The organism is Pseudoduganella rivuli (genome assembly GCF_009674485.1).
In the GTDB taxonomy this organism is placed as follows: Bacteria; Pseudomonadota; Gammaproteobacteria; order Burkholderiales; family Burkholderiaceae_D; genus Rugamonas; species Rugamonas rivuli_B.
This window is the reverse complement of sequence record NZ_WKJJ01000001.1, coordinates 310,221-330,009: the sequence shown is the minus strand read 5'-3', so window position 1 is coordinate 330,009 and position 19,789 is coordinate 310,221. Positions and strand designations below refer to the sequence as shown.

The window sequence follows — 19,789 nt, the reverse complement described above, 5'->3', positions numbered from 1 at the left end:
AGTGGCAAGATATGCGTAAGGTTATTGTGCAATCGATAACTGCCGGGCGGCCTGCAACAGCACGGGAATCGACTTCGACGTCGGCGTACCCGCCCCATCGGCCACGCTGTCCAGCGGCACCAGCACATTGGTTTCGGGGTAGTATGCGCCCACGCAGCCACGGGGAATGTCATATTCCACCAGCAGGAAACCTGGCGCCACGCGCTGTACGCCGTCGTCCCATACGCTGACGACATCGACCATGCCACCCGCCGCCAGGCCCAGCATGGCCAGGTCATCCTTGTTGATGAAGACCACGCGGCGCAGCCCGAACACACCCCGGTAGCGGTCATCCAGTCCGTAAATCGTCGTGTTGTACTGGTCATGCGAACGGGTGGTCATCATCGTCAGCAACCGCTGGCCGTGCGCGGCGCGGGCGCGGTGGATCGGCGTGTCGCGGTCGATGGCGTTGACGATGAATTGCGCTTTGGCGGCCGGTGTGATCCACTGCCGTTCGCGCGACGCGACTTTCAGGTGGAATCCGCCCGGCTTGGCCACGCGGGCGTTGTAGTCGTAAAAATCGTCGAACACTTTTTCGATGTCGTCGCGGATCAACGCGTAATCGGCGGCCTTGCCCAGCCAGTCATAGCGATGGCTGCCCAGCGTTGCATGGGCCATGCGCGCCACGATGGCGATTTCCGACAGCAAATCGGGCGACGCGGGCGGGTTGATGCCATAGGAAATGTGCACCATGCTCATGGAGTCTTCCACCGTGACACCCTGTGCCACGCCATTCTGCATATCGATTTCCGTGCGCCCCAGCGTCGGCAGGATCAGCGCGGCGCGGCCGTGCACCAGGTGGCTGCGATTGAGCTTGGTGGTGACGTGCACCGTCAGCGCACACTGGCGCAAACCTTGCCACGTGAGGGGCGTGTCCGGCGTGGCGCTGGCGAAGTTGCCGCCCAGGCCGATGAAGACCTTGACGCGGCCGTCCAGCATGGCGCGGATGGTCGTCACCACGTCGTAGCCGTGGTGGCGGGGCGGCTCGAAGCCGAACACGTGCTTTAAACGGTCCAGGAAGGCGACAGTGGGGCGTTCTTCGATGCCGACAGTGCGGTCGCCCTGCACGTTGGAGTGACCCCGCACGGGGCACAGCCCGGCGCCGGGCTTGCCGATCTGGCCCCGCATCATCATCAGGTTCGACAGCATCTGGATCGTCGCGACCGAATGCTTGTGCTGCGTCAGCCCCATGCCCCAGCAGGCGATCACGCGCTCGCTGCCGGCGAACAGGCGCGCCAGCCGCTCGACCTCGTCGCGCGCCACGCCGGATTCCTCCAGCAGCAGTGGCCACGATTCGGCGCGCAAGTCGCGGGCAAAGGCAGGGAAGCCGGCCGTATGCTCCGCAATGAACGCCGCATCCAGCACGCGCGGACGGCCCAGTGCGCCGGCGTCGTCATCCATTTCCAGTACGCGCTTGGCGACGGCCTTGATCAGCGCAAAATCGCCGCCGATGCGGGGTTGGACAAACATGGAACTGATGCGGGTGCTGCCGTTGGTCAGCATTTCACCGGGGCTTTGCGGGTCCTGAAAGCGCTGCAAGCCCCGTTCCTTCAGCGGATTGATCGAAACAATGGCTGCGCCACGCCGCGCGCATTCGCGCAATTCGCCCATCATGCGGGGATGGTTGGTGGCTGGATTCTGGCCGAACACCAGGATCGTGTCGGCCAGTTCGAAGTCGTCCAGTGTGACGGTGCCCTTGCCGATACCCACCGTGTGCGGCAAGCCGCGGCTGGTGGCTTCGTGGCACATGTTGGAACAATCGGGGAAGTTGTTGGTGCCGAACATGCGGGCAAACAGCTGGTATAAAAACGCCGCTTCGTTGCTGGCGCGGCCCGACGTGTAAAACGCGGCCTGGTCCGGGTTGTCCAGCGCGTGCAATTCGCAGGCGATCAGGCTGAAGGCATCGTCCCAGGACACCGGCACATACTTGTCGCTGGCCGCGTGGTACGCCATGGGTTCGGTCAGTCGGCCGTGCTGTTCCAGCTCATAATCGGATTGCGCCATCAGTTCGGCTACCGTGTGGCGCGCAAAGAATTCCCGCGTGACGCGCTTGCTGGTGGCTTCCGCCGCCACAGCCTTGACGCCGTTTTCGCAGAATTCAAAGGTCGACGTATGCTTGCGGTCCGGCCACGCGCAGCCGGGGCAATCGAAACCGTCCGGCTGGTTTTGCGCCAGCAAGGTACCCAATTTTCCCGCGTTGACCCGTTCCCGCACCAGGTTCAGCGCAACGTATTTCAGCGCGCCCCAGCCGCCGGCCGGGTTGGAATAGGGGGCAATACGCCCGGGTCGGTTGCTCATGGCTGGCTCCTGGTCTGTGATGGCGCCCAGTGTCGCGCGTAAGGGATGGCGGCGGCGGGTACAGACAGGCCATCGCGGCAGGGGTACAGTCGGAAGGTACAGATGCGGGCGGCAAGGCTGGGCTATACTGGGCCGCATGAACCTGTACGAGTCATTGGCGGCGGATATCGAAGACCAGGTCGCGCGCGGCGTGCTGGTCGAAGGCGACAGGCTGCCGTCGATCCGGCAAGCCAGTGTGCACCGCGCGCTGGCCATCAGCACGGTGCTGCGCGCCTACTCGCTGCTGGAAAGCCGGGGTGTGATCGAAAGCCGGCCCCAGTCTGGATTTTTCGTGCGCCGCAAGGCCCGCGCCGCGCCCCGCAAGAAGGAAACCGCGCCGCTGGTGCTGTCGTCCGAGGTGGACGTCAGCCGCCTGGTGCTGTCGACCTTGCGCACCATCCGCACGCAAGGTGCGGCGCCACTGGGATCACCTTATCCAGATCCCGCGCCATTCCCGTGGCAGCGCATCAGCCAGTACGCCGGCGCCATCGCGCGCCGCCAGCACAACTGGAGCGTGATGGATGATTTACCGCCGGGGAACCCGGAACTGATCCGGCAAATCGCCCGCCGCCATATGGAAAACGGGCTGGCTGTCGATCCGGCGGAAATCGTCGTGACGGCGGGGGCGACGGAAGCCATCAACCTGTGCCTGCAAGCGGTGGCCAAGCCGGGCGACACCGTCGCCATCGAGTCGCCGACGTTCTATGCGATGCTGCACGCGATCGAGCGCATGGGCATGCGGGCGCTGGAAGTGCCGACCGATCCGAAAACCGGCATCCGCATCGATGCGTTGCGCACCCTGCTGGGACAGCACCGGATCGCCGCCTGCATGGTGATGCCGAATTTCCAGAATCCGCTGGGCTTCATGATGCCGGACGCGCACAAGCGGGAACTGGTGGAATTGCTGGCCCGGCAGGACATCCCAGTGATTGAAAACGCCGTCTACGACGAACTGTATTACGGCGACAGCCATCCCACGTCGCTGAAGAATTGGGACAGCAAAGGCCTGGTGCTGCATTGCTCGTCGTTTTCGAAGAGCCTGGCGCCCAGTTACCGCATCGGCTGGGCGCTGCCGGGGCGCTACGCGGCGCAGGTGGAAAAGCTCAAGTTCCTCAATACGCTGGCGACGCCGTCGCTGCCGCAACTGGCGATTGCCGAATACTTGCAGCACGCTGGGCATGACCGCCTGTTGCGGCAAGTGCGCAAGGGCTATGCGCAGCGCGCCCGCATGATGGCCGCTGCCGTATTGCGGTTCTTCCCGCCCGGCACGCGCGTGTCCGAACCGCAGGGCGGTTACGTGCTATGGGTGGAATTGCCGGACGGCGCCGATGCGATGGCGCTGTATGCAAAAGCGCTGGAGCGCAAGATCACCGTCGGCCCGGGCCACATGTTTTCCGCGCGGGGCGGCTACACGCACTGCATCCGGCTCAATTACAGTTATCCGTGGTCGGCCGGCACCGAGCAGGCATTGCGCATGCTGGGGCGGCTGGTGGGGGAAATGCTTACCCCAGCAGCCCGGTCAAAAACTCGATAAAGCGCTGCGTCTTGGCGGGCAGCAGGCGGGTTTCCGTCACGGCGTAGACCGGAACGTCCGGCCCGCGCCAGCCGGGCAGCACGCGCCGCAACGTGCCTGCCGCCACGTCGGCCGCGACGATTTCCGGCGAGACCAGCGCGATCCCCATGCCCTGCAAGGCCAGGTGCTGCATCATGCCGATGCTGTTGACATGGAAGCGCCCCTGGACCGCCACGTCCATGGCGTCGGCCTGGTTGTGCAGGTTCCACGTGGCCGGCTGGCGCAGCATCAGCAGGCATTCGTGGCGCGCCAGTTCGTGCGGGTGTTGCGGTTCGCCCGCCTGTTCCAGGTAGCCGGGCGACGCATATAAATAGCGCGGCAGGTCGGCCAGCTTGCGGGCGATCAGCGTGGAGTCGGGCAAATCGCCCATGCGGATGGCTAGGTCGAACGGTTCCGCCACCAGGTCGACTTTGCGGGGCGTTAAATCGAACTCGAAGCGGATGCCGGGATAGCGCTGCGCGAATTCGCCCAGGTGCGGCGCCAGGAAGATTGTCGCGAAGTCCACCGGCAGCGAGACGCGCAGCACGCCGCTGGGCTGTTCCAGCAACTCGCCCAGTTGCTGGTGCGCCAGCCGCGCTTCTTCGACGATGCGGCGGCACCGTTCGTAATACAGCAGTCCCGCTTCCGTCAGCTCGATGCGGCGCGTGGTCCGGTGCAGCAGGCGCAAGCCGATGGCTTTTTCCAGGCCACTGATACGGCGCGACACGGTGGCAATCGGCATGGCGATCGCTTCGCCCGCGCGCCGGAAGCTCTTGGCCTTGACCACTTCGACGAACAAGGCCATGTCGTTCAACAGTTCCATTGCATGGTTTTCATAAGTGATCCATTTTTGGATCAATGATCTCCAAAATACCATATTTATCTCATCTGGATAGTCGGCGATGATGGCGTCATGCATTCAACCCTACGAAGGAATACATGATGAGCAAGCTGTTCGACACCATCTCCGTTGGCCGTTATACCCTGCAAAACCGCCTGGCCATGGCGCCGATGACGCGTTCGCGCGCCCAACCGGACGGCACGCCGGGCGAACTGACGGCCGAGTATTACAGCCAGCGCGCCGGCGTGGGCCTGATCGTCACGGAAGGCACGCAACCGTCGGAAGACGGCCAGGGCTACCTGTTCACGCCGGGCATCCATACCGATGCGCACGTGGCGGGCTGGAAGAAAGTCACCGATGCCGTGCATGCCAAAGGCGCCCGTATCTTCTTCCAGCTGATGCACGCGGGCCGCATGTCGCACCCGGACAATACGCCGCACCACCGCCAGGGCGTCGCGCCATCGGCCATCGCGCCTGGCGCCGGCATGTTCACGATGACGGGCATGCAGGACATCCCGGTACCGCGCGCACTGTCGACCGATGAAGTGCGGCAGACGGTGGCCGACTTCCGCCTGGCCGCGCGGCGCGCAATCGACGCCGGAGCTGACGGCGTCGAACTGCATGGCGCCAACGCTTACCTGATCCAGCAATTCTTCGCGCCCAGCGCCAATACCCGCACCGATGCGTATGGCGGCTCGATAGCGAACCGGGCGCGCTTCGCAATTGAAGCAGTGCGCGCCGTGGCCGAAGAAATCGGCGCCGACCGCACGGCCATCCGCCTGTCGCCCGGCATCACGCTGTGGGGTATCGATGAAGGGACGGATGGCCCGGACCTGTACCGCTACCTGGTGGCGGAACTCGACAAGCTGGACCTGGCCTACCTGCACGTGATGCACCAGGGCGATGAAGCGCTGCTGGCGGACATCCGCAAACTGTGGCGCGGCACGCTGGTATTGAACCGCCCGGGCCGTTCCCGCGAACAGGTGGGCAGCGACGTGGCGTCCGGGCTGGCGGAAGTGGAATCGTATGGCCAGATGGCGCTGGCCAATCCGGATTTCGTTGAACGCCTGAAGGCCGGTGCGCCGATGAACGAGGCGGATCGCGCATCGTACTTTGGCGGCGGGGCGCAGGGTTATACGGACTATCCGGCGTTGGCGGCATCCGTGGTCCAGGCGGCATGAGGCGGATGGCACTGGCCCACTTTCATTAATAAAGGTACAATTGCCGCCTTAAAGTGCATGGTGCCCTCCCGCATGTCTGCTGGAGGGTGAAACGGGAAGCCGGTGACGTGTGGAGTTTTCATTCCACGCCAGTCCGGCGCAGCCCCCGCTGCTGTATGCCTGACGACCTTGATCGAACGCCACTGTGCATTGCACGGGAAGGCAGGATCGGGGAAGGATGACGGCGAGCCAGAAGACCGGCCATCACGATAGATTGTGCAAAACCCGGGGTGTGGTTTTGCCGGTGGGCGGCTCGTCTTTTTTCCTTTGCATATTCCGGCAAGAACACGGCTGCCCGTATCGTCATGCGTGCCTGGCACGCGGTAACTGGTACCGCCCGTGAATACAAAAACATTCGTCAGGATTTTCCTGGTGCTGCAGTGCGCGCTCGCTGTCACATTGCCGGCGCACGCCGCCACGCTGTTCGCCCTGGTGACGGAGCGCTCCGCACCGACCGCCGTCGAAGCGGCGCACCGCCATCTCGCCAGCCATCCTTCCGACCGCATCCTGCTGCGCACCCCCGCGCAATTCATGGCGGCCGATGAGCGGCAAGTGGCGCAGTGGCTGGGGCAGGCCGATACCGTGCTGGCCGTGGCGCTGTTCGGCGATCCCGCGCGCCGCCTCAAGGATGCGCTGCCGCGCTACGTGAAACCGAAGACCGCCGTGCTGGCCATGAATGGCGAAGGCACGCTGAGCCTGATGTCGCGCGACACGAATGGCAGCCTGAATGGCTTTTCGCCGGAAACCTTGCGCCAGCTGTCGGCGGAACAGCCACCCGAGGCCGCGCTGAAGGCGGCGCAGGCGCATCCCGCCGCGCGCCACTGGCTGGCCGCGCGCCAGCTGTGGCAAGCCGGCGGCGTCGCCAATACCGCTGCGCTGTTCGCCCACCTGGTCAATCCCGCCGTGGCGCTGCCCGGCCCGCAACCGGAGCCGATGCTGCGCGTGCGCGTGGGGACGAAAGAGCTGGCGGATACTGACGCGTGGGGCAGGGCGGCGCAGCTGGGATTGCAGGACCGGCCCACGGTGGTGGTGCTGGACTTGTCCAACATGGATGGCATGGTGCCCGCCGACATGTGCCGCCGCATCGAGCGGCAGGGCCGCCAGTGCGCGCAAGTGCTGCCGCGCTGGGGCGGCGCATCGCGCGAAGCGCTGGAACGCTTGCCGGAACTGATCGCCCCGGCGAAACCCGCTGCCGTGGTGGTGTTGCAGGACTTCGTCGTGGGCGCGGCGGAAGGGCGGGAAGCCGTGTCGGAAGCATTCAAGCGGCTGGACGTGCCACTGTTCAAGGCGATCCGCCTGTCCGACCGCACGGCGGCCCAGTGGCGGCTGTCGCCCGATGGTTTGCCGCCGGATTCCGTGCAATACCGGGTGGCGCTGCCGGAATTGCAGGGCATTGGCCAGCCGATCGTGGTGGCGGCGCTGGGGCAGGCGCGGCGCGATCCGCAAACCGGCATTGAAAACCGCCCGCCCGTGATGCTGGACGCGGAGGCGGACCGGCTGGCCGCGCGCGTGAACCGCTGGGTGGCGCTGCGCCACAAGGCCAACCGTGACAAGAAAATCGCGCTGATTTACTACAACCACCCGCCGGGCCGCCAGAACATCGGCGCCGACAACCTGAACGTGCCGGCATCGCTGTTCGACATGCTGCACGCACTGAAAAACGCGGGCTACACGGTGGGTGAGTTGCCCGCGTCGCCGGAAGCACTGCTGGACCGCATCATGGCGCACGGCGTGAACTTGCCGGAAGACCGGGCGGCATTGCGCGAACTGAGCACGTCCGTCAACAGCGTCAGCGCCGCCGACTATGCGCGCTGGTTCGGAGGATTGCCGCCCCGCGTGCAGGGCGAGATGACGCGCGGCTTGCTGGGCCGGTTGCATGCCGACGTGCTGGAGGCGGAAGCCGCCGGCGAGTGGCAACTGGGCCGCAAGCAGGTCGAAGTCGTCATCAAGGAATTGCAGCATCTGGTGGAAGGGGCGGACCATCCGCAACGCACCGCCGCCATCCGCGACCTGGCCGCGCTGGCCGATGGCTACCACCAGTGCCTCGACGCGAAGCCGGCACGGCGCTGCGCCGCGCTGGCGGCGTTGAACCGACGCGTGTCCGGCTATGGCATCGAAGGCTTGAAAGGCTGGGGCGCGGCGCCCGGCAAGATCATGGTCGACAGCGGCAAGCTGCTGGTGCCCGGTCTGGTGTTCGGCAATGTATTCATCGGCCCGCAGCCGCCCCGTGGCTGGGAAGTCGACGAGGAACTGTTGCACGCCAATACCAGCATCACGCCGCCGCACCAGTACCTGGCCTTCTATCACTGGCTGCGGGACCGCTTCAAGGCTGACGCGCTGGTGCACGTGGGCCGCCATTCCACTTATGAATTCCTGCCGGGGAAAGCCGTGGGCCTGGCGGCCGACGATTATCCCAGCCTGGTGGGCGCGGATTTGCCGGGCGTCTACCCGTACATCGTCGATGGCGTGGGCGAGGGCACGCAAGCCAAGCGGCGCGGGCTGGCCGTCATGGTCGACCATTTGACGCCGCCATTGGCCAGCACGCCGCTGTATGACGAATTGCTGGCGCTGCGCCAGGTGGTGGAGAGTTATGAGGCGGCCAGCTCGGAATCGCTGAAGGCGCAGGCGGCGCAGGGCATGCGCGAGCGTGTCGTGGCGCTGAACCTGAAGGCGGAATTGGAAGCATCGATGGCCGACGTGCTGGAAGTGCGCGGCATCGGTTTCGATGCGGCCGACGACGACTTGCTGGCGCACGAAGTGGGCCACTACCTGACCAAGCTGCAGGAAAAGTTCATGCCGTATGGTCTGCACATATTCGGCCGGCCGTGGGAACAGAAGTCGCTCGACCTGATGCTGGAGTCGATGAACAAGGGCGGTGTCGGCGGCGCCGACGTGGCGCAAAAGCTGGCGGACTCGCCGCGCCTGGAAATGCAAGCATTGCTGGCGGGCCTGGACGGCCGCTTTATCGAACCGGGCAAGGGCAACGATCCGCTGCGCTCGCCCGAAGCGCTGCCCACGGGGCGCAATTTCCACGCGGTCGATGGCGACATCCTGCCCACCAAGCTGGGATACCAGTTGGGCGCCAGCATGGCCGCCAAGGCCATGGCGCGCGACAAATCCCCGCAGGGCAGCGAAGGCATCCTGCTGTGGGCGTCCGACGCGGTGCGCGACGAAGGCGTGATGGTGGCGTTTACGCTGGCCATGATGGGCGCGGAACCCGTGTGGAACGCGCGCGGCATCGTCACCGACGTGCGCCTGATACCGGGCGCGCCGCGGCGCGATGCGCTGGTGACCACGTCGGGCCTGTTCCGCGATTTATATCCGAACCTGAACCGCCTGATCGACCGGGCAGGGCGGCTGGCGCTGGCCGCTTCCGCCGGCGCCATCGCGCAGCGTTCGCCGGAATTGAAGGACGCTTTGCAGGCGGCGCTGGCGCCGCTGGGCAATGTGACCTGGGGCAGCGAGCCGGATACCGGCAACCGCGTGGCGCACGAATGGCTGGTGCGGCAAGCCGCGCTGGCACGATCCGGCATGCCGCCGGTGGAGGCGGGCCGCGAGGCCGCGCTGCGCGTGTTTGGCGATGCGCCCGGCGCGTATGGCGCGGGCGTCAACCGGCTGACGGAGCGTTCCGGCGCGTGGCGCGAACGCGATGAAATCGGCCGCGCTTACCGCAACCGCATGGGCCACGCGTATGGCCTGGATAACGCCGGTGAAGCCAGCCATGGCGCGTTCGACGTGGCGCTGGACGGCATCACCCGCACCTACCATGGCCGCGCCAGCAACCTGTACGGGCTGCTGGACAACAACGATGCCTTCGACTACCTGGGCGGCCTGTCGCTGGCGGTGGAGGGGCGCACGGGGCGGGTGCCGGAAGCCATGATCCTGCAGCACGCGCAGCCCGGACAGGCCGACGTGGAACCACTGGCCTCGGCCTTGCTGGGCGAATTGCGCGGGCGGTTCCTGAATCCCGCGTGGCTGAAACCCCTGATGGAACACGGCTATTCCGGCGCGCGCACCATGGGACAGGAATTCCTGGAAAACCTGTGGGGCTGGCAAGTGACGCGTCCCGACCTGGTGAAGAACTGGGCGTGGGATGACGTGAAGTCCGTGTACTTCGACGATGCGCACAAGCTGGGATTGCCGCAATTCCTCGCGCAGGGCAACAACGCGCACGTGAAGGCGCACATGCTGGCGATCTTCATGGTGGCCGCCGAAAAGGGCTACTGGAAGACCGATGCCGCCACCATCCGCAAGATGGGCGGCGAACTGGCGCGCCTCGTGGCCGCCAACGGCTTGCCGGGCAGCGGCCACACGAAACCGGACCACCCGATGTGGCAATGGCTGGCGCCGCAACTGGGCGAAGCGGATGCGCAGGCGCTGGGCGTGGCGCTGGCCAAGGCGCGCGGGGAGGCATTGCCGGCGGTGGCCATACCTGCCGGTGCTGCCGCGCAAGTTGCGCAAGCCACCGAGGTCGCCGCGCAACCGGCAGCACCTGCTGAAACCGAAACCGTTGCCCCGCCGCGTGTCTTTGAATTGACCGAGCAACCGGCGCCACCCCAACCCGCTGCCATGCAGGTGATCGAACTGCTATGCGCGCTGGCCGCCGGGATTGCCCTGTTTGGTTTCGGCCTGTGGCGCGGCTCCGTAGGGCGGATTGGTTTCATCAAGCCGCCATGCGTGCAGACCAATATCGCCAGCGCTGGTGGCGACGCACGCATGGCGGCTCGTCAACGAACCGCCCTACGCACTCCCATTTCCGATGAAGAAAACTGCGTCTGACAGCCCACTATCCCCCTTACTTTTCTGGAGACCTAAATGACCGAAACCCTGTCCTTCGGCTGGCTGCACGACGGCGTCAGCCTGTTGCTCACCCCCGCACTGTTCGCGCTGCTGGCCGCCTGCGCCATCGCCATCGCGGAAGCGGGCATCGCCTGCGGCGAACGCTTTTACGGCTTGTCCAGGCTGGCCGCGAATCGCGATATCGGGCAAGTGCAAGCCATTGCGCGCCGCCGCCTGGAGCGGGCCGACCTGCTGTCGCGCATTCCGCCGATGCTGGGCCTGATGGCCACGATCATCCCGCTCGGACCTGGCCTGGCCGCGCTGGGGCAGGGCGATCCCGCCAAGCTGGCCAGCGCCGTCACGGTGGCGTTCGACGCCACGGTGCTGGGTCTGGTGGCCGGTATCGGCGGCCTGGTGATCGGCAAGCTGCGCCGCCGCTGGTATGAAGAATTGCTGGAATCGCTGGAAGCTGAGGAGTTGGCGGCATGAGCGCACCAGCATTGAAAACCAAAGAACGCCTGCGCCTGTATTCGCGCCTCGATGCGCGCTTCGACCAGAGCGACGAAGATCCGCGCGCCAGCCTGGTCAACCTGGTCGATGTGATGCTGGTGTTTGCCTGTGGCCTGATTGCCGCCATCGCCGGCGCCCATGGCGGCTTCAAGGCGCCGAAGCCGGTCGACAAGGGCCGCCAGATCGAGCGTCCCGCCACCGGCATCACGCAAAACGGCAGCGGCTATGACAGGGTCGGCGAAGTTTTCCGCGACCCGAAGACGGGCAAGCTGGTGTTGATCGAACCGGCGGAGAAGGGAAGCACCGCCAAGCAATGACGGGCGGCCGGCGAATTCATGTTGACACGAGGTTATTCCATGCTCCACACCAGGGCGACTGTTCTAGCAGGCTGTATTGCAGCCTTGTTTCCTTTGCACGCCGCCGCGGACGACGCCACGCCGCTGGCCGTGGTGCAAGTCACCGGCCATTACAACAATGCCGTCGGCACGTCCGATGCCGCCAGCCAGGGCAGCATCACGGCCGACCTGATTGCCGCGCGGCCCGCCATGCGCACGGCGGAATTGCTGGAATTCGTGCCCGGCATGATCGTCACGCAGCACAGCGGCGACGGCAAGGCCAGCCAGTATTTCCTGCGCGGCTTTAACCTGGACCACGGCACCGACTTTGCCACCTTTATCGATGGCATGCCCGTCAACATGCGCAGCCACGCGCACGGCCAGGGCTATACCGACCTGAATTTCCTGATCCCGGAACTGGTGCAGCGCATCGATTACAAAAAAGGGCCGTATTTCGCCGACGAAGGCGACTTCGCGTCGGCCGGCGCCGCGCATATCCGCCTGGCGGACCGCTTGCCGCAAGGACTGGCCAGCCTGGCGCTGGGCGAATCCGGTTACCGGCGCGGCTTGCTCGCCGACTCCGTCAAGGCCGGCGCGGGCAACTTGCTGTACGGCGCGGAAGTGCTGAACAATGACGGACCGTGGGACTTGCCGCAGCGCGTGCGCAAATATAACGGCATGCTGCGCTACAGCCAGGGCGCCTACAACGATGGTTTCAGTATCACGGCGATGGCCTTTACCAACCAGTGGCATTCCACCGACCAGATCCCGCTGCGCGCCGTGCAGTCGGGACTGATCGGCCGTTTCGGCAATATCGACCCCACCGATGGCGGTGAAGCCAGCCGTTACAGCCTGTCGTTTGCGCAGCGCATGCGCACGGAAAGCGGCTTGCTGGAGTTCGACGCCTACGCGCTGCATTCGCGCCTGGAACTGGTCAGCAACTTCACGTATTACCTCGACAATCCGGTGGATGGCGACCAGGGCAGCCAGCGGGAACGGCGCAACATGGCGGGCGCGAACCTCGCGCAATCGTGGCGCGCCGATATCGGCGGCCTGGAAATGCACAACAAGGCCGGTGTGCAGACCCGCTATGACCGCCTATCGCCCGTCGGCATTTACCAGACCGCGCGGCACGCCGTCACCGCCACCGTGCGCGAAGACCGCGTGCGTGAATCCAGCGTCGGCGTGTATGGGGAAAACACCACGCAGTGGCTGCCATGGCTGCGCAGCATGGCGGGTTTGCGCTATGACGCTTACCAGTTCAACGTCGCCAGCGAAGGTGGTAGCTACGGCGTAGCCAACACCGGCAAGGCCCGCGCCCACTTGGTGTCGCCCAAGCTGTCGCTGATGTTCGGTCCATGGCAGCGCACCGAATACTTCGTCAATTTCGGCAAGGGTTTCCACAGCAACGATGCGCGCGGCACGACGCAGACGCGCCTGCCCGACGGCACCGCCACCGACCCGGTGACGCCGCTGGTTGCCACGCGCGGCAGTGAAATCGGCCTGCGCTCGGAAATCGTGCCGGGCCTGCAAAGTTCGCTGGCGCTGTGGCGGCTGAATATCGATTCCGAATTGCTGTTCATCGGCGACGCCGGCGTGACGGAAGCCACGCGCCCCAGCCGCCGGCGCGGCATCGAGTGGAACAACCACTATGTGGCGTCATCGTGGCTGCTGTTCGACCTCGACGTGGCGGCGACCCGTACACGCTACGGCGATACCAGCCCGGATGGCGACCGCATTCCCGGCGCCTTGAACCGGGTGCTGTCATTCGGCGCCACGGTGCGCGACCTGGGGCCTTGGTCCGGCAGCTTCCAACTGCGCCATTTCGGTCCCCGTCCGCTGCTGGAAGATAACAGCATCAAGTCCGCGTCCACCACGCTGGCTTATGTGCGCGCCGGTTACCAGCTCGGCAAGCGCACCAACGTGGCGCTGGACATCTTCAACCTGTTCGACAAGAAGGCAAGCGACATCGATTATTACTACCGTTCCCGCTTGCCGGGCGAACCTGCCGATGGCGTGGATGACATCCACTTCCACCCGGTGGAACGCCGTGGCTTCAGGGTGACGCTGGCACACCATTTCTGACGTCGCGCGCATACGCGATAAACGCCTGCACGTAGTCGATGGCGCTGTCGGCTTCGCGTATGCCCAGGTGTATCTGCTTGTGGATGCCGCCGGGCCCCAAGCGCAGCGTGCGCAGTTGCAGGTGGGGCGCGTAATCGGTCACCAGCCATTTCGGCAGCGCCGTCACGCCCCGGCCGCCGGCCACCATTTGCAGCATGATGTCGGTGGTCTCGATGGTCTTGTGCTTCTTCGGCAGGCAGTTGGCCGGCAGCAGGAACAGGTTGTAGATGTCGAGCCGGTCGGCCGGCACGGGATAGGTGATCAGCGTTTCATCGGACAGCATGGCGGGCGTGGCTTCCTCCAATCCGGCCCAGCGGTGATCCTTGTGCACCACCAGCACCTGCTCGTAATCGAACACCGGTTCGAACTGCAAGCCCGGTTTGTTGACCGGGTCGGGCGTCACCAGCAAGTCGATTTCATAGCCGAACAGCGCGCCGATACCGCCGAACTGGAATTTCTGCTTGACGTCGACGTCCACCAGCGGCCACGCGGCCAGGTAGGGCGAGACGATTTTCAACAGCCACTGGTAGCACGGGTGGCATTCCATGCCGATCCGCAGCGAACCCCGTTCGCCCTGCGCGAACTGGCGCAGCCGTTCTTCCGCCAGGTTCAGTTGCGGCACGATGCGCTGGGCGACGGCCAGCAGGAACTGGCCGGCTTGCGTCAGGCGCAGGCTGCGGCCTTCGCGCAGCCAGATATCGGTCCCCAATTGCTGTTCCAGCTTTTTCATGCTGTGGCTGAGGGCCGATTGCGTTACGCACAGCACGTCGGCGGCCGCCGTCAGCGACCCCTGTTTTTCAACTTCCAGCACGATGGCCAGGTGGATGCGTTCAAGCATGGTGTAAATTCATGAGTAAAACTCATTGATGTGTGAGAAAAGACCATTTTACGTCATGGATTGCACTCTTTACCATGGCTGAACTGACCACATTTCACGGAGTATTCATGACCATCGTCCACAACCTCGGCTTTCCCCGCATCGGCGCCCAGCGCGAACTGAAATTCGCGCTGGAGTCTTACTGGAAGGGCGAATCCACGCGCGACGCGCTGCTGTCGGTGGGCGCCGAACTGCGCCAGCGCCACTGGCAACAGCAAGCGGGCCTCGACCTGGCGCCCGTGGGCGACTTTTCATTCTATGACCAGGTGCTGGACATGAGTTTCACGCTGGGGAACTTGCCGGAGCGCGTGCGCGGCTTCCACGGCGACGCGCTGGACAATTACTTCCGCGTGGCGCGCGGCCGTTCCGCGCAAACGGCCGACCATCACGCGTGCTGCGGCGGCGTGGCGGCAGGTGAAATGACCAAGTGGTTCGACACCAATTACCACTACATCGTGCCGGAATTCACCGCCGCCACCACGTTCCAGCTCGATGCGTCTCGCCTGCTGGAACAACTGGCGGAAGCGCAGGCGCAGGGCCTCAAGGCCAAGCCGGTCATCGTCGGTCCCGTCACGTACCTGGCGCTGGGCAAGGCCAAGGATGGTTCGAACAAGCTGGAACTGCTGGACAATCTGCTGGCCGCCTATACGCAATTGCTCGATGCGCTGGCCGCGCGCGGTGTCGAATGGGTGCAGGTTGACGAACCGATACTCGTGACCGAACTCGATGCGGACTGGCAGTATGCGTTCAACTACGCATACCACCAGTTGAAAGTCTGCCGCGTCAAGCTGCTGGTGGCGACGTACTTCGGCCAGTTGCAGGAAAACACGTACCTGGCGGCCAACCTGCCGGTGGCGGGCCTGCACGTGGACGCCGTCAATGGCCGCGACGATGTCCGTCCCTTGCTGAACCTGTTGCCGCCCCATAAAGTGCTGTCGCTGGGCGTGATCAATGGCCGCAATATCTGGAAGACGGATTTGACGGACGTGCTGGACTGGCTGGAACCGCTGGCGCGGCAACTGGGCGAGCGCTTGTGGATCGCGCCATCGTGCTCGCTGCTGCACGTGCCGGTGGATTTGAACAGTGAGCGCAAGCTCGACGCCGACATCCGGTCGTGGCTGGCCTATGCCGTGCAAAAGCTCGATGAATTGCAGGTGCTGGCGCAGGCCTTGCGTGGCGGCCGCGCATCCGTCAGCGACGCGCTGGCGGAGAACCAGACCGCGCTGGCGGCGCGCCGCGCCTCGCCCCGCGTGCATAACCCGGCCGTGCGGCAAGCGGTGGCGCAGGCCGATGCGGACCTGGGCCGGCGCGTCAGTCCGTACGCCGAGCGCGCCGCCCGGCAGGCGGCGCTGCTGCAATTGCCCGCGTATCCGACCACCACCATCGGTTCCTTCCCGCAAACCGCGGAAATCCGCCACGCCCGCAGCGCGTACAAGGCGGGGACACTGGACGCCGCCGCCTACAAGGGCGCGATGCAGGCGGAAATCGCCCGCAGCGTGCGCGAACAGGAAGCGCTGGGGCTGGACGTGCTGGTGCACGGCGAAGCGGAACGCAACGACATGGTGGAATACTTTGGCGAGCAACTGGATGGCTATGCATTCAGCCAGTTCGGCTGGGTGCAGTCGTACGGCTCCCGCTGCGTCAAGCCGCCGATCCTGTTTGGCGACATCAGCCGCCCACGCGCGATGACGGTGGAGTGGACCACGTACGCGCAGTCGCTGACGGGCAAACCCATGAAGGGCATGCTGACGGGGCCCGTGACGATCCTGAACTGGTCGTTCGTGCGTGACGACCAGCCGCGTTCCGAGTCGTGCAAGCAACTGGCGCTGGCCATCCGCCAGGAAGTGCTGGACCTGGAACAGGCGGGCGTGCGCGTGATCCAGATCGACGAGGCGGCGCTGCGCGAAGGTTTGCCGTTGCGCCGCGCGCAGTGGCAGGCTTACCTGGACTGGGCAGTCGAATCGTTCCGCATCGCGGCCAACGGTGTGCAGGATTGCACGCAAATCCACACGCACATGTGTTATTCGGAATTCAACGACATCATGGCGGCCATTGCCGCGATGGACGCGGACGTGATCACGATCGAGACGTCGCGTTCGGACATGGAGTTGCTCGACGCGTTCGACCACTTCAATTATCCGAACCAGATCGGTCCCGGCGTGTATGACATCCACTCGCCGAACATCCCGACCCGCGAGCATATCGTGCAATTGATGAAAAAGGCCGCCGAGCGCATTCCGGCCCAGCGCCTGTGGGTCAATCCGGATTGCGGCCTGAAGACCCGCCAGTGGGGAGAAGTGCTGCCGGCGCTGGCCAACATGGTGGCGGCGGCGCGGGAATTGCGGCAGGTTGCATAACTCTTACGCTTGTTTCAATGCAAACGGCCCTTGCGCCAGTTGCTCCTGCAGGAAGCGCACGCACACCCGCACCTTGGCTGACGCGGCCAGGCGCACGGTGCTGGCAGCCCAGATATCGGCGTTTTGCGAATAGGCGGGCAATACCGGCACCAGCCGGCCCGCCAGCGCTTCGTCATGCACGTCCCACGTGGCGGGCAGCAGGATGCCGTTGCCGTCGATGGCCCAGGCGCGCAGGATTTCCGAATGGTTCGATGACATGCGCGCCGTGACTTTGACCTTTTCCGCGCCGTGCGGGCCGTCCAGCTTCCATACGCCGAACGGCTGGCGGCGTTCGCGCAGCACCAGGCAATCGTGCCGGCACAATTCCGCCGGCGTGGCGGGCACGCCGCGCCGTTCGAGATAAGAGGGCGCCGCATACAGCAGGCGCCGGGTGGCGGCAATCCGGTGCGCCACCAGGTGCGGTTCCTGCACTTCGCCGATCTGGATGTCGAGGTCGACGTTTTCCGCCACCAGGTCAACCCGGCGGTCCACCACGTCCAGCGTGATGTCCAGTTCCGGATAGCGCTGCGCCAGCAGCGACAAGGCCGGGGCGATGTGCTTGCGGCCCAGCCGGAAGCTGGTGGTCACGCGCAGGGCGCCGCGCGGATCGAGCCGGTCTCCCGCCACCGCGTCGCCCATGCTTTCCACGCTGTCGAAGATCTGCTGCGCCGAGGCGTACACCCGTTCGCCATCGTCGGTGATGGTCACGCGCCGCGCGGAGCGGTGGAACAGGGTGACGCCCAGCGATTTTTCCAGGATGGCGATGCGTTTACTGATGAAGGCCGGCGAAGCGCCCAGTTCCAGCGCCGTGGCGGCGAAGCTGCCTTTGCGCGCGGCCAGGCAAAACACGCGCAAGTCGTCGAGTTGGAAATTGAGATTCATGATTCGTGAATCATAGCATCACATTTGAGGCGTTGATTCACGCTATGTGCGCGAATAACATCGTGGGAACCATCAAAGGCGCCCATGCTCGACATCCTTGCGATCACCACCCCGATCTACCTCGCCATCCTGGCCGGCTACCTTGCCATCCGCATGGGCATGTTCGAGAAATCCGACATGCGCCTGTTCGGCAAGTTCGTCCTGAATATCGCCTTGCCCGCGCTGCTGTTCAATGCGCTGGCGCAGCGTCCCATCGCCGACATCATCAATCCCGGCTACCTGCTGGCCTATCTGGCGGGCTCGCTGCTGGTGCTGGGCGCGGCCTATGGCGCGGGGCGCTACTGGATCAACGTGCCGCCCACGCGCAGCGCCGTGCTGGCGATGGGCATGGCGTGCTCGAACAGCGGCTATGTCGGGTTTCCCATCGTGGCGCTGGTGATGGCGCCGGTGGCGGGGCTGGCGCTGTCGCTGAACGTGATCGTGGAAAACGTCGTCATGGTGCCGATTGCGCTGGCGCTGGCGGAAAGCGGCAGGCATGCGTCGGGTGGCGCAGGTCGTTGGCAATCCGTGGCCGGCCAGGCGCTGCGCACGCTGGCGCGCAATCCGCTGGTGCTGTCGGTGGCGGCGGGCCTCGTGTTTTCGGTGCTGGGCTGGCATTTGCCGTCGCCGCTGGCGCGCACCGTGGATTTGTTCGGCAAGGCGTGTGCAGGGCTGTCGCTGTTCGTCATCGGCGGCACGCTGGTGGGCTTGCCGCTGGCGGGGCTCGGCGTGCAGGCGGCGCCCGTGGTGGCCGGCAAGTTGCTGGCGCATCCGCTGGCCGTGCTGCTGGCCGTGTCCGCGCTGCCGCTGGTGGGCATGGCGCCGCTCGATCCGCCGCTGCGGGCTGCCGCCATGCTGATGGCGGCCATGCCGATGATGGGCATCTATCCCATGCTGGCGCAGCAATACGGCGAAGCGGACCGCAGCGCGGCCGCGCTGCTGGTCTGCACCGTCGCATCGTTCTTCACGCTGAGCGCGTGGATCTGGCTGCTGCGGTAGGCGTTGCAAGCCTTACGGCATCTTCAGCGACCGTTTCAGCGCCGCGCCCATCGGGAACTTGAACGCGGGTGTCATGAACCATTTGGCATAGATCTTCGACAGCTCGCCCGATGCCGCAACCCTGGCGAGGGTGGCGTCGACCACCTGCTTCAGTTGCGGGTTATCCTTGCGGACCATGATGGCAATCGGATCGCTGGACAGCGACTCGTTCAACAGCATGAAGTCCTTCGCGCTGGTCGACGTAGCGGCCAGGCGCGCAAGCTGCACGTCGTCGTGCACGAACGCGTCGACCTTGTCCTGCTGTAGCGACTTGAACGATTCCCGCGTATCGAGCGATTTGACGAACTGGATGTGCAAGCCCTGGTCCAGGTCCGCTTTCGCCAGCAGCGGCGCGCCGGCCGCACCCTGGTTGACGATCACGCGCTTGCCTTTGAGGCCGGCGATGGACTGGATGCCGGAACCGGCTTTCACGAGGATTTTCGTGTCGGCATAAAAGATCGGCTGTGAAAACGCCACGTCGGCCGCGCGCTGCGCCGTTACCGTGGTGGCGCCGCACTCCAGGTCGACCGCGCCATGCTTGACCTTGTCCACGCGATCGCTGGACGTCAGCGGCACATAGGTTACCTTCAGCGCAGTTGGCGCCATGGTTTTCCTGATGGCGTCGACAATGTGCTCGCACAGGTCGATCGTATAGCCGGCGGGCCGCTGGCCTTCCGCGAAGGAAAACGGCGCCGCCGATTCCCGGTAACCGATCTTGATTTCGTTGCCCGCCAGCGGCGGGGTTTCTGCCGCGTGGCCGGCGCTTGCCAGCATGGCCGCCAACACTGTCATGTAGATGCGCATTGTCTGTCTCCTTGAA

Annotated in this window: 13 protein-coding genes and 1 riboswitch; of the genes, 8 read left to right on the top strand and 5 right to left on the bottom strand. The window is 65.2% G+C overall.

All coding sequences use genetic code 11. The annotated features are described in order from the left end of the window. Positions 1-21: 21 nt before the first annotated feature. The gene (locus GJ700_RS01265; RefSeq protein ID WP_154370830.1) at positions 22-2,337 is read right to left on the bottom strand and encodes an FdhF/YdeP family oxidoreductase; all 2,316 of its coding nucleotides are present in this window, start codon (positions 2,335-2,337) and stop codon (positions 22-24) included. Positions 2,338-2,473: 136 nt separating this feature from the next. Here GJ700_RS01265 and GJ700_RS01260 point away from each other — a divergent pair, with 136 nt between their 5' ends. Then, positions 2,474-3,910: an aminotransferase-like domain-containing protein gene (locus GJ700_RS01260; RefSeq protein WP_154370829.1), complete on the top strand. Its 1,437-nt coding sequence runs from the start codon at positions 2,474-2,476 to the stop codon at positions 3,908-3,910. On the opposite strand, the gene GJ700_RS01255 is transcribed toward GJ700_RS01260, so the two are convergent. Further along, on the bottom strand, positions 3,879-4,751 hold the full coding sequence (locus GJ700_RS01255; RefSeq protein ID WP_154370828.1) for a LysR family transcriptional regulator: 873 nt from the start codon (positions 4,749-4,751) through the stop codon (positions 3,879-3,881). The two genes, GJ700_RS01260 and GJ700_RS01255, sit on opposite strands and share 32 nt — an antisense overlap. Positions 4,752-4,870: 119 nt before the next feature. Here GJ700_RS01255 and GJ700_RS01250 point away from each other — a divergent pair, with 119 nt between their 5' ends. The 5 genes from GJ700_RS01250 to GJ700_RS01230 all read left to right on the top strand — a co-directional run bounded on the left by GJ700_RS01250 (position 4,871) and on the right by GJ700_RS01230 (position 13,698). Beyond that, positions 4,871-5,950 carry an alkene reductase gene (locus tag GJ700_RS01250; RefSeq protein WP_154371110.1) on the top strand — a complete coding sequence of 360 codons (1,080 nt, stop codon included), beginning with the start codon at positions 4,871-4,873 and terminating at the stop codon, positions 5,948-5,950. 40 nt (positions 5,951-5,990) lie between these two features. Then, a riboswitch (cobalamin riboswitch) is annotated at positions 5,991-6,209 on the top strand. A 119-nt stretch (positions 6,210-6,328) separates the two neighbouring features. Continuing rightward, the gene (locus GJ700_RS01245; RefSeq protein WP_371867777.1) at positions 6,329-10,768 is read left to right on the top strand and encodes a cobaltochelatase subunit CobN; all 4,440 of its coding nucleotides are present in this window, start codon (positions 6,329-6,331) and stop codon (positions 10,766-10,768) included. Between the two features lie 36 nt (positions 10,769-10,804). Then, positions 10,805-11,257 (top strand): MotA/TolQ/ExbB proton channel family protein, encoded by a 453-nt coding sequence (locus GJ700_RS01240; protein ID WP_154370827.1) that lies wholly within the window; start codon positions 10,805-10,807, stop codon positions 11,255-11,257. Beyond that, positions 11,254-11,595, top strand: coding sequence for a hypothetical protein (locus GJ700_RS01235; RefSeq protein WP_154370826.1), 342 nt, complete (start codon positions 11,254-11,256; stop codon positions 11,593-11,595). Before GJ700_RS01240 ends, GJ700_RS01235 begins: the two co-directional genes overlap by 4 nt. Positions 11,596-11,679: 84 nt before the next feature. Further along, a complete protein-coding gene (locus GJ700_RS01230) occupies positions 11,680-13,698 on the top strand; it encodes a TonB-dependent receptor (protein ID WP_308700637.1) in 2,019 nt (672 codons plus the stop codon). Here the strand turns inward: GJ700_RS01230 and GJ700_RS01225 are convergent. Beyond that, positions 13,670-14,575, bottom strand: a complete 906-nt coding sequence (locus tag GJ700_RS01225) for a LysR family transcriptional regulator (protein WP_154370824.1) — start codon at positions 14,573-14,575, stop codon at positions 13,670-13,672. The two genes, GJ700_RS01230 and GJ700_RS01225, sit on opposite strands and share 29 nt — an antisense overlap. Before the next feature lie 107 nt (positions 14,576-14,682). Here GJ700_RS01225 and metE point away from each other — a divergent pair, with 107 nt between their 5' ends. Continuing rightward, positions 14,683-16,971 (top strand): 5-methyltetrahydropteroyltriglutamate--homocysteine S-methyltransferase, encoded by a 2,289-nt coding sequence (metE, locus tag GJ700_RS01220; RefSeq protein ID WP_154370823.1) that lies wholly within the window; start codon positions 14,683-14,685, stop codon positions 16,969-16,971. A gap of 3 nt (positions 16,972-16,974) precedes the next feature. Here the strand turns inward: metE and GJ700_RS01215 are convergent, their stop codons facing one another. Then, on the bottom strand, positions 16,975-17,892 hold the full coding sequence (locus GJ700_RS01215) for a LysR substrate-binding domain-containing protein (protein ID WP_195763735.1): 918 nt from the start codon (positions 17,890-17,892) through the stop codon (positions 16,975-16,977). Positions 17,893-17,976: 84 nt separating this feature from the next. On the opposite strand from GJ700_RS01215, the gene GJ700_RS01210 reads away from it, so the two are divergent. Then, positions 17,977-18,930: an AEC family transporter gene (locus GJ700_RS01210; protein ID WP_154370822.1), complete on the top strand. Its 954-nt coding sequence runs from the start codon at positions 17,977-17,979 to the stop codon at positions 18,928-18,930. Between the two features lie 12 nt (positions 18,931-18,942). Here GJ700_RS01210 and GJ700_RS01205 read toward each other — a convergent pair whose 3' ends face one another. Beyond that, positions 18,943-19,773: an amino acid ABC transporter substrate-binding protein gene (locus GJ700_RS01205; protein WP_195763734.1), complete on the bottom strand. Its 831-nt coding sequence runs from the start codon at positions 19,771-19,773 to the stop codon at positions 18,943-18,945. Between the last annotated feature and the right edge of the window lie 16 nt (positions 19,774-19,789).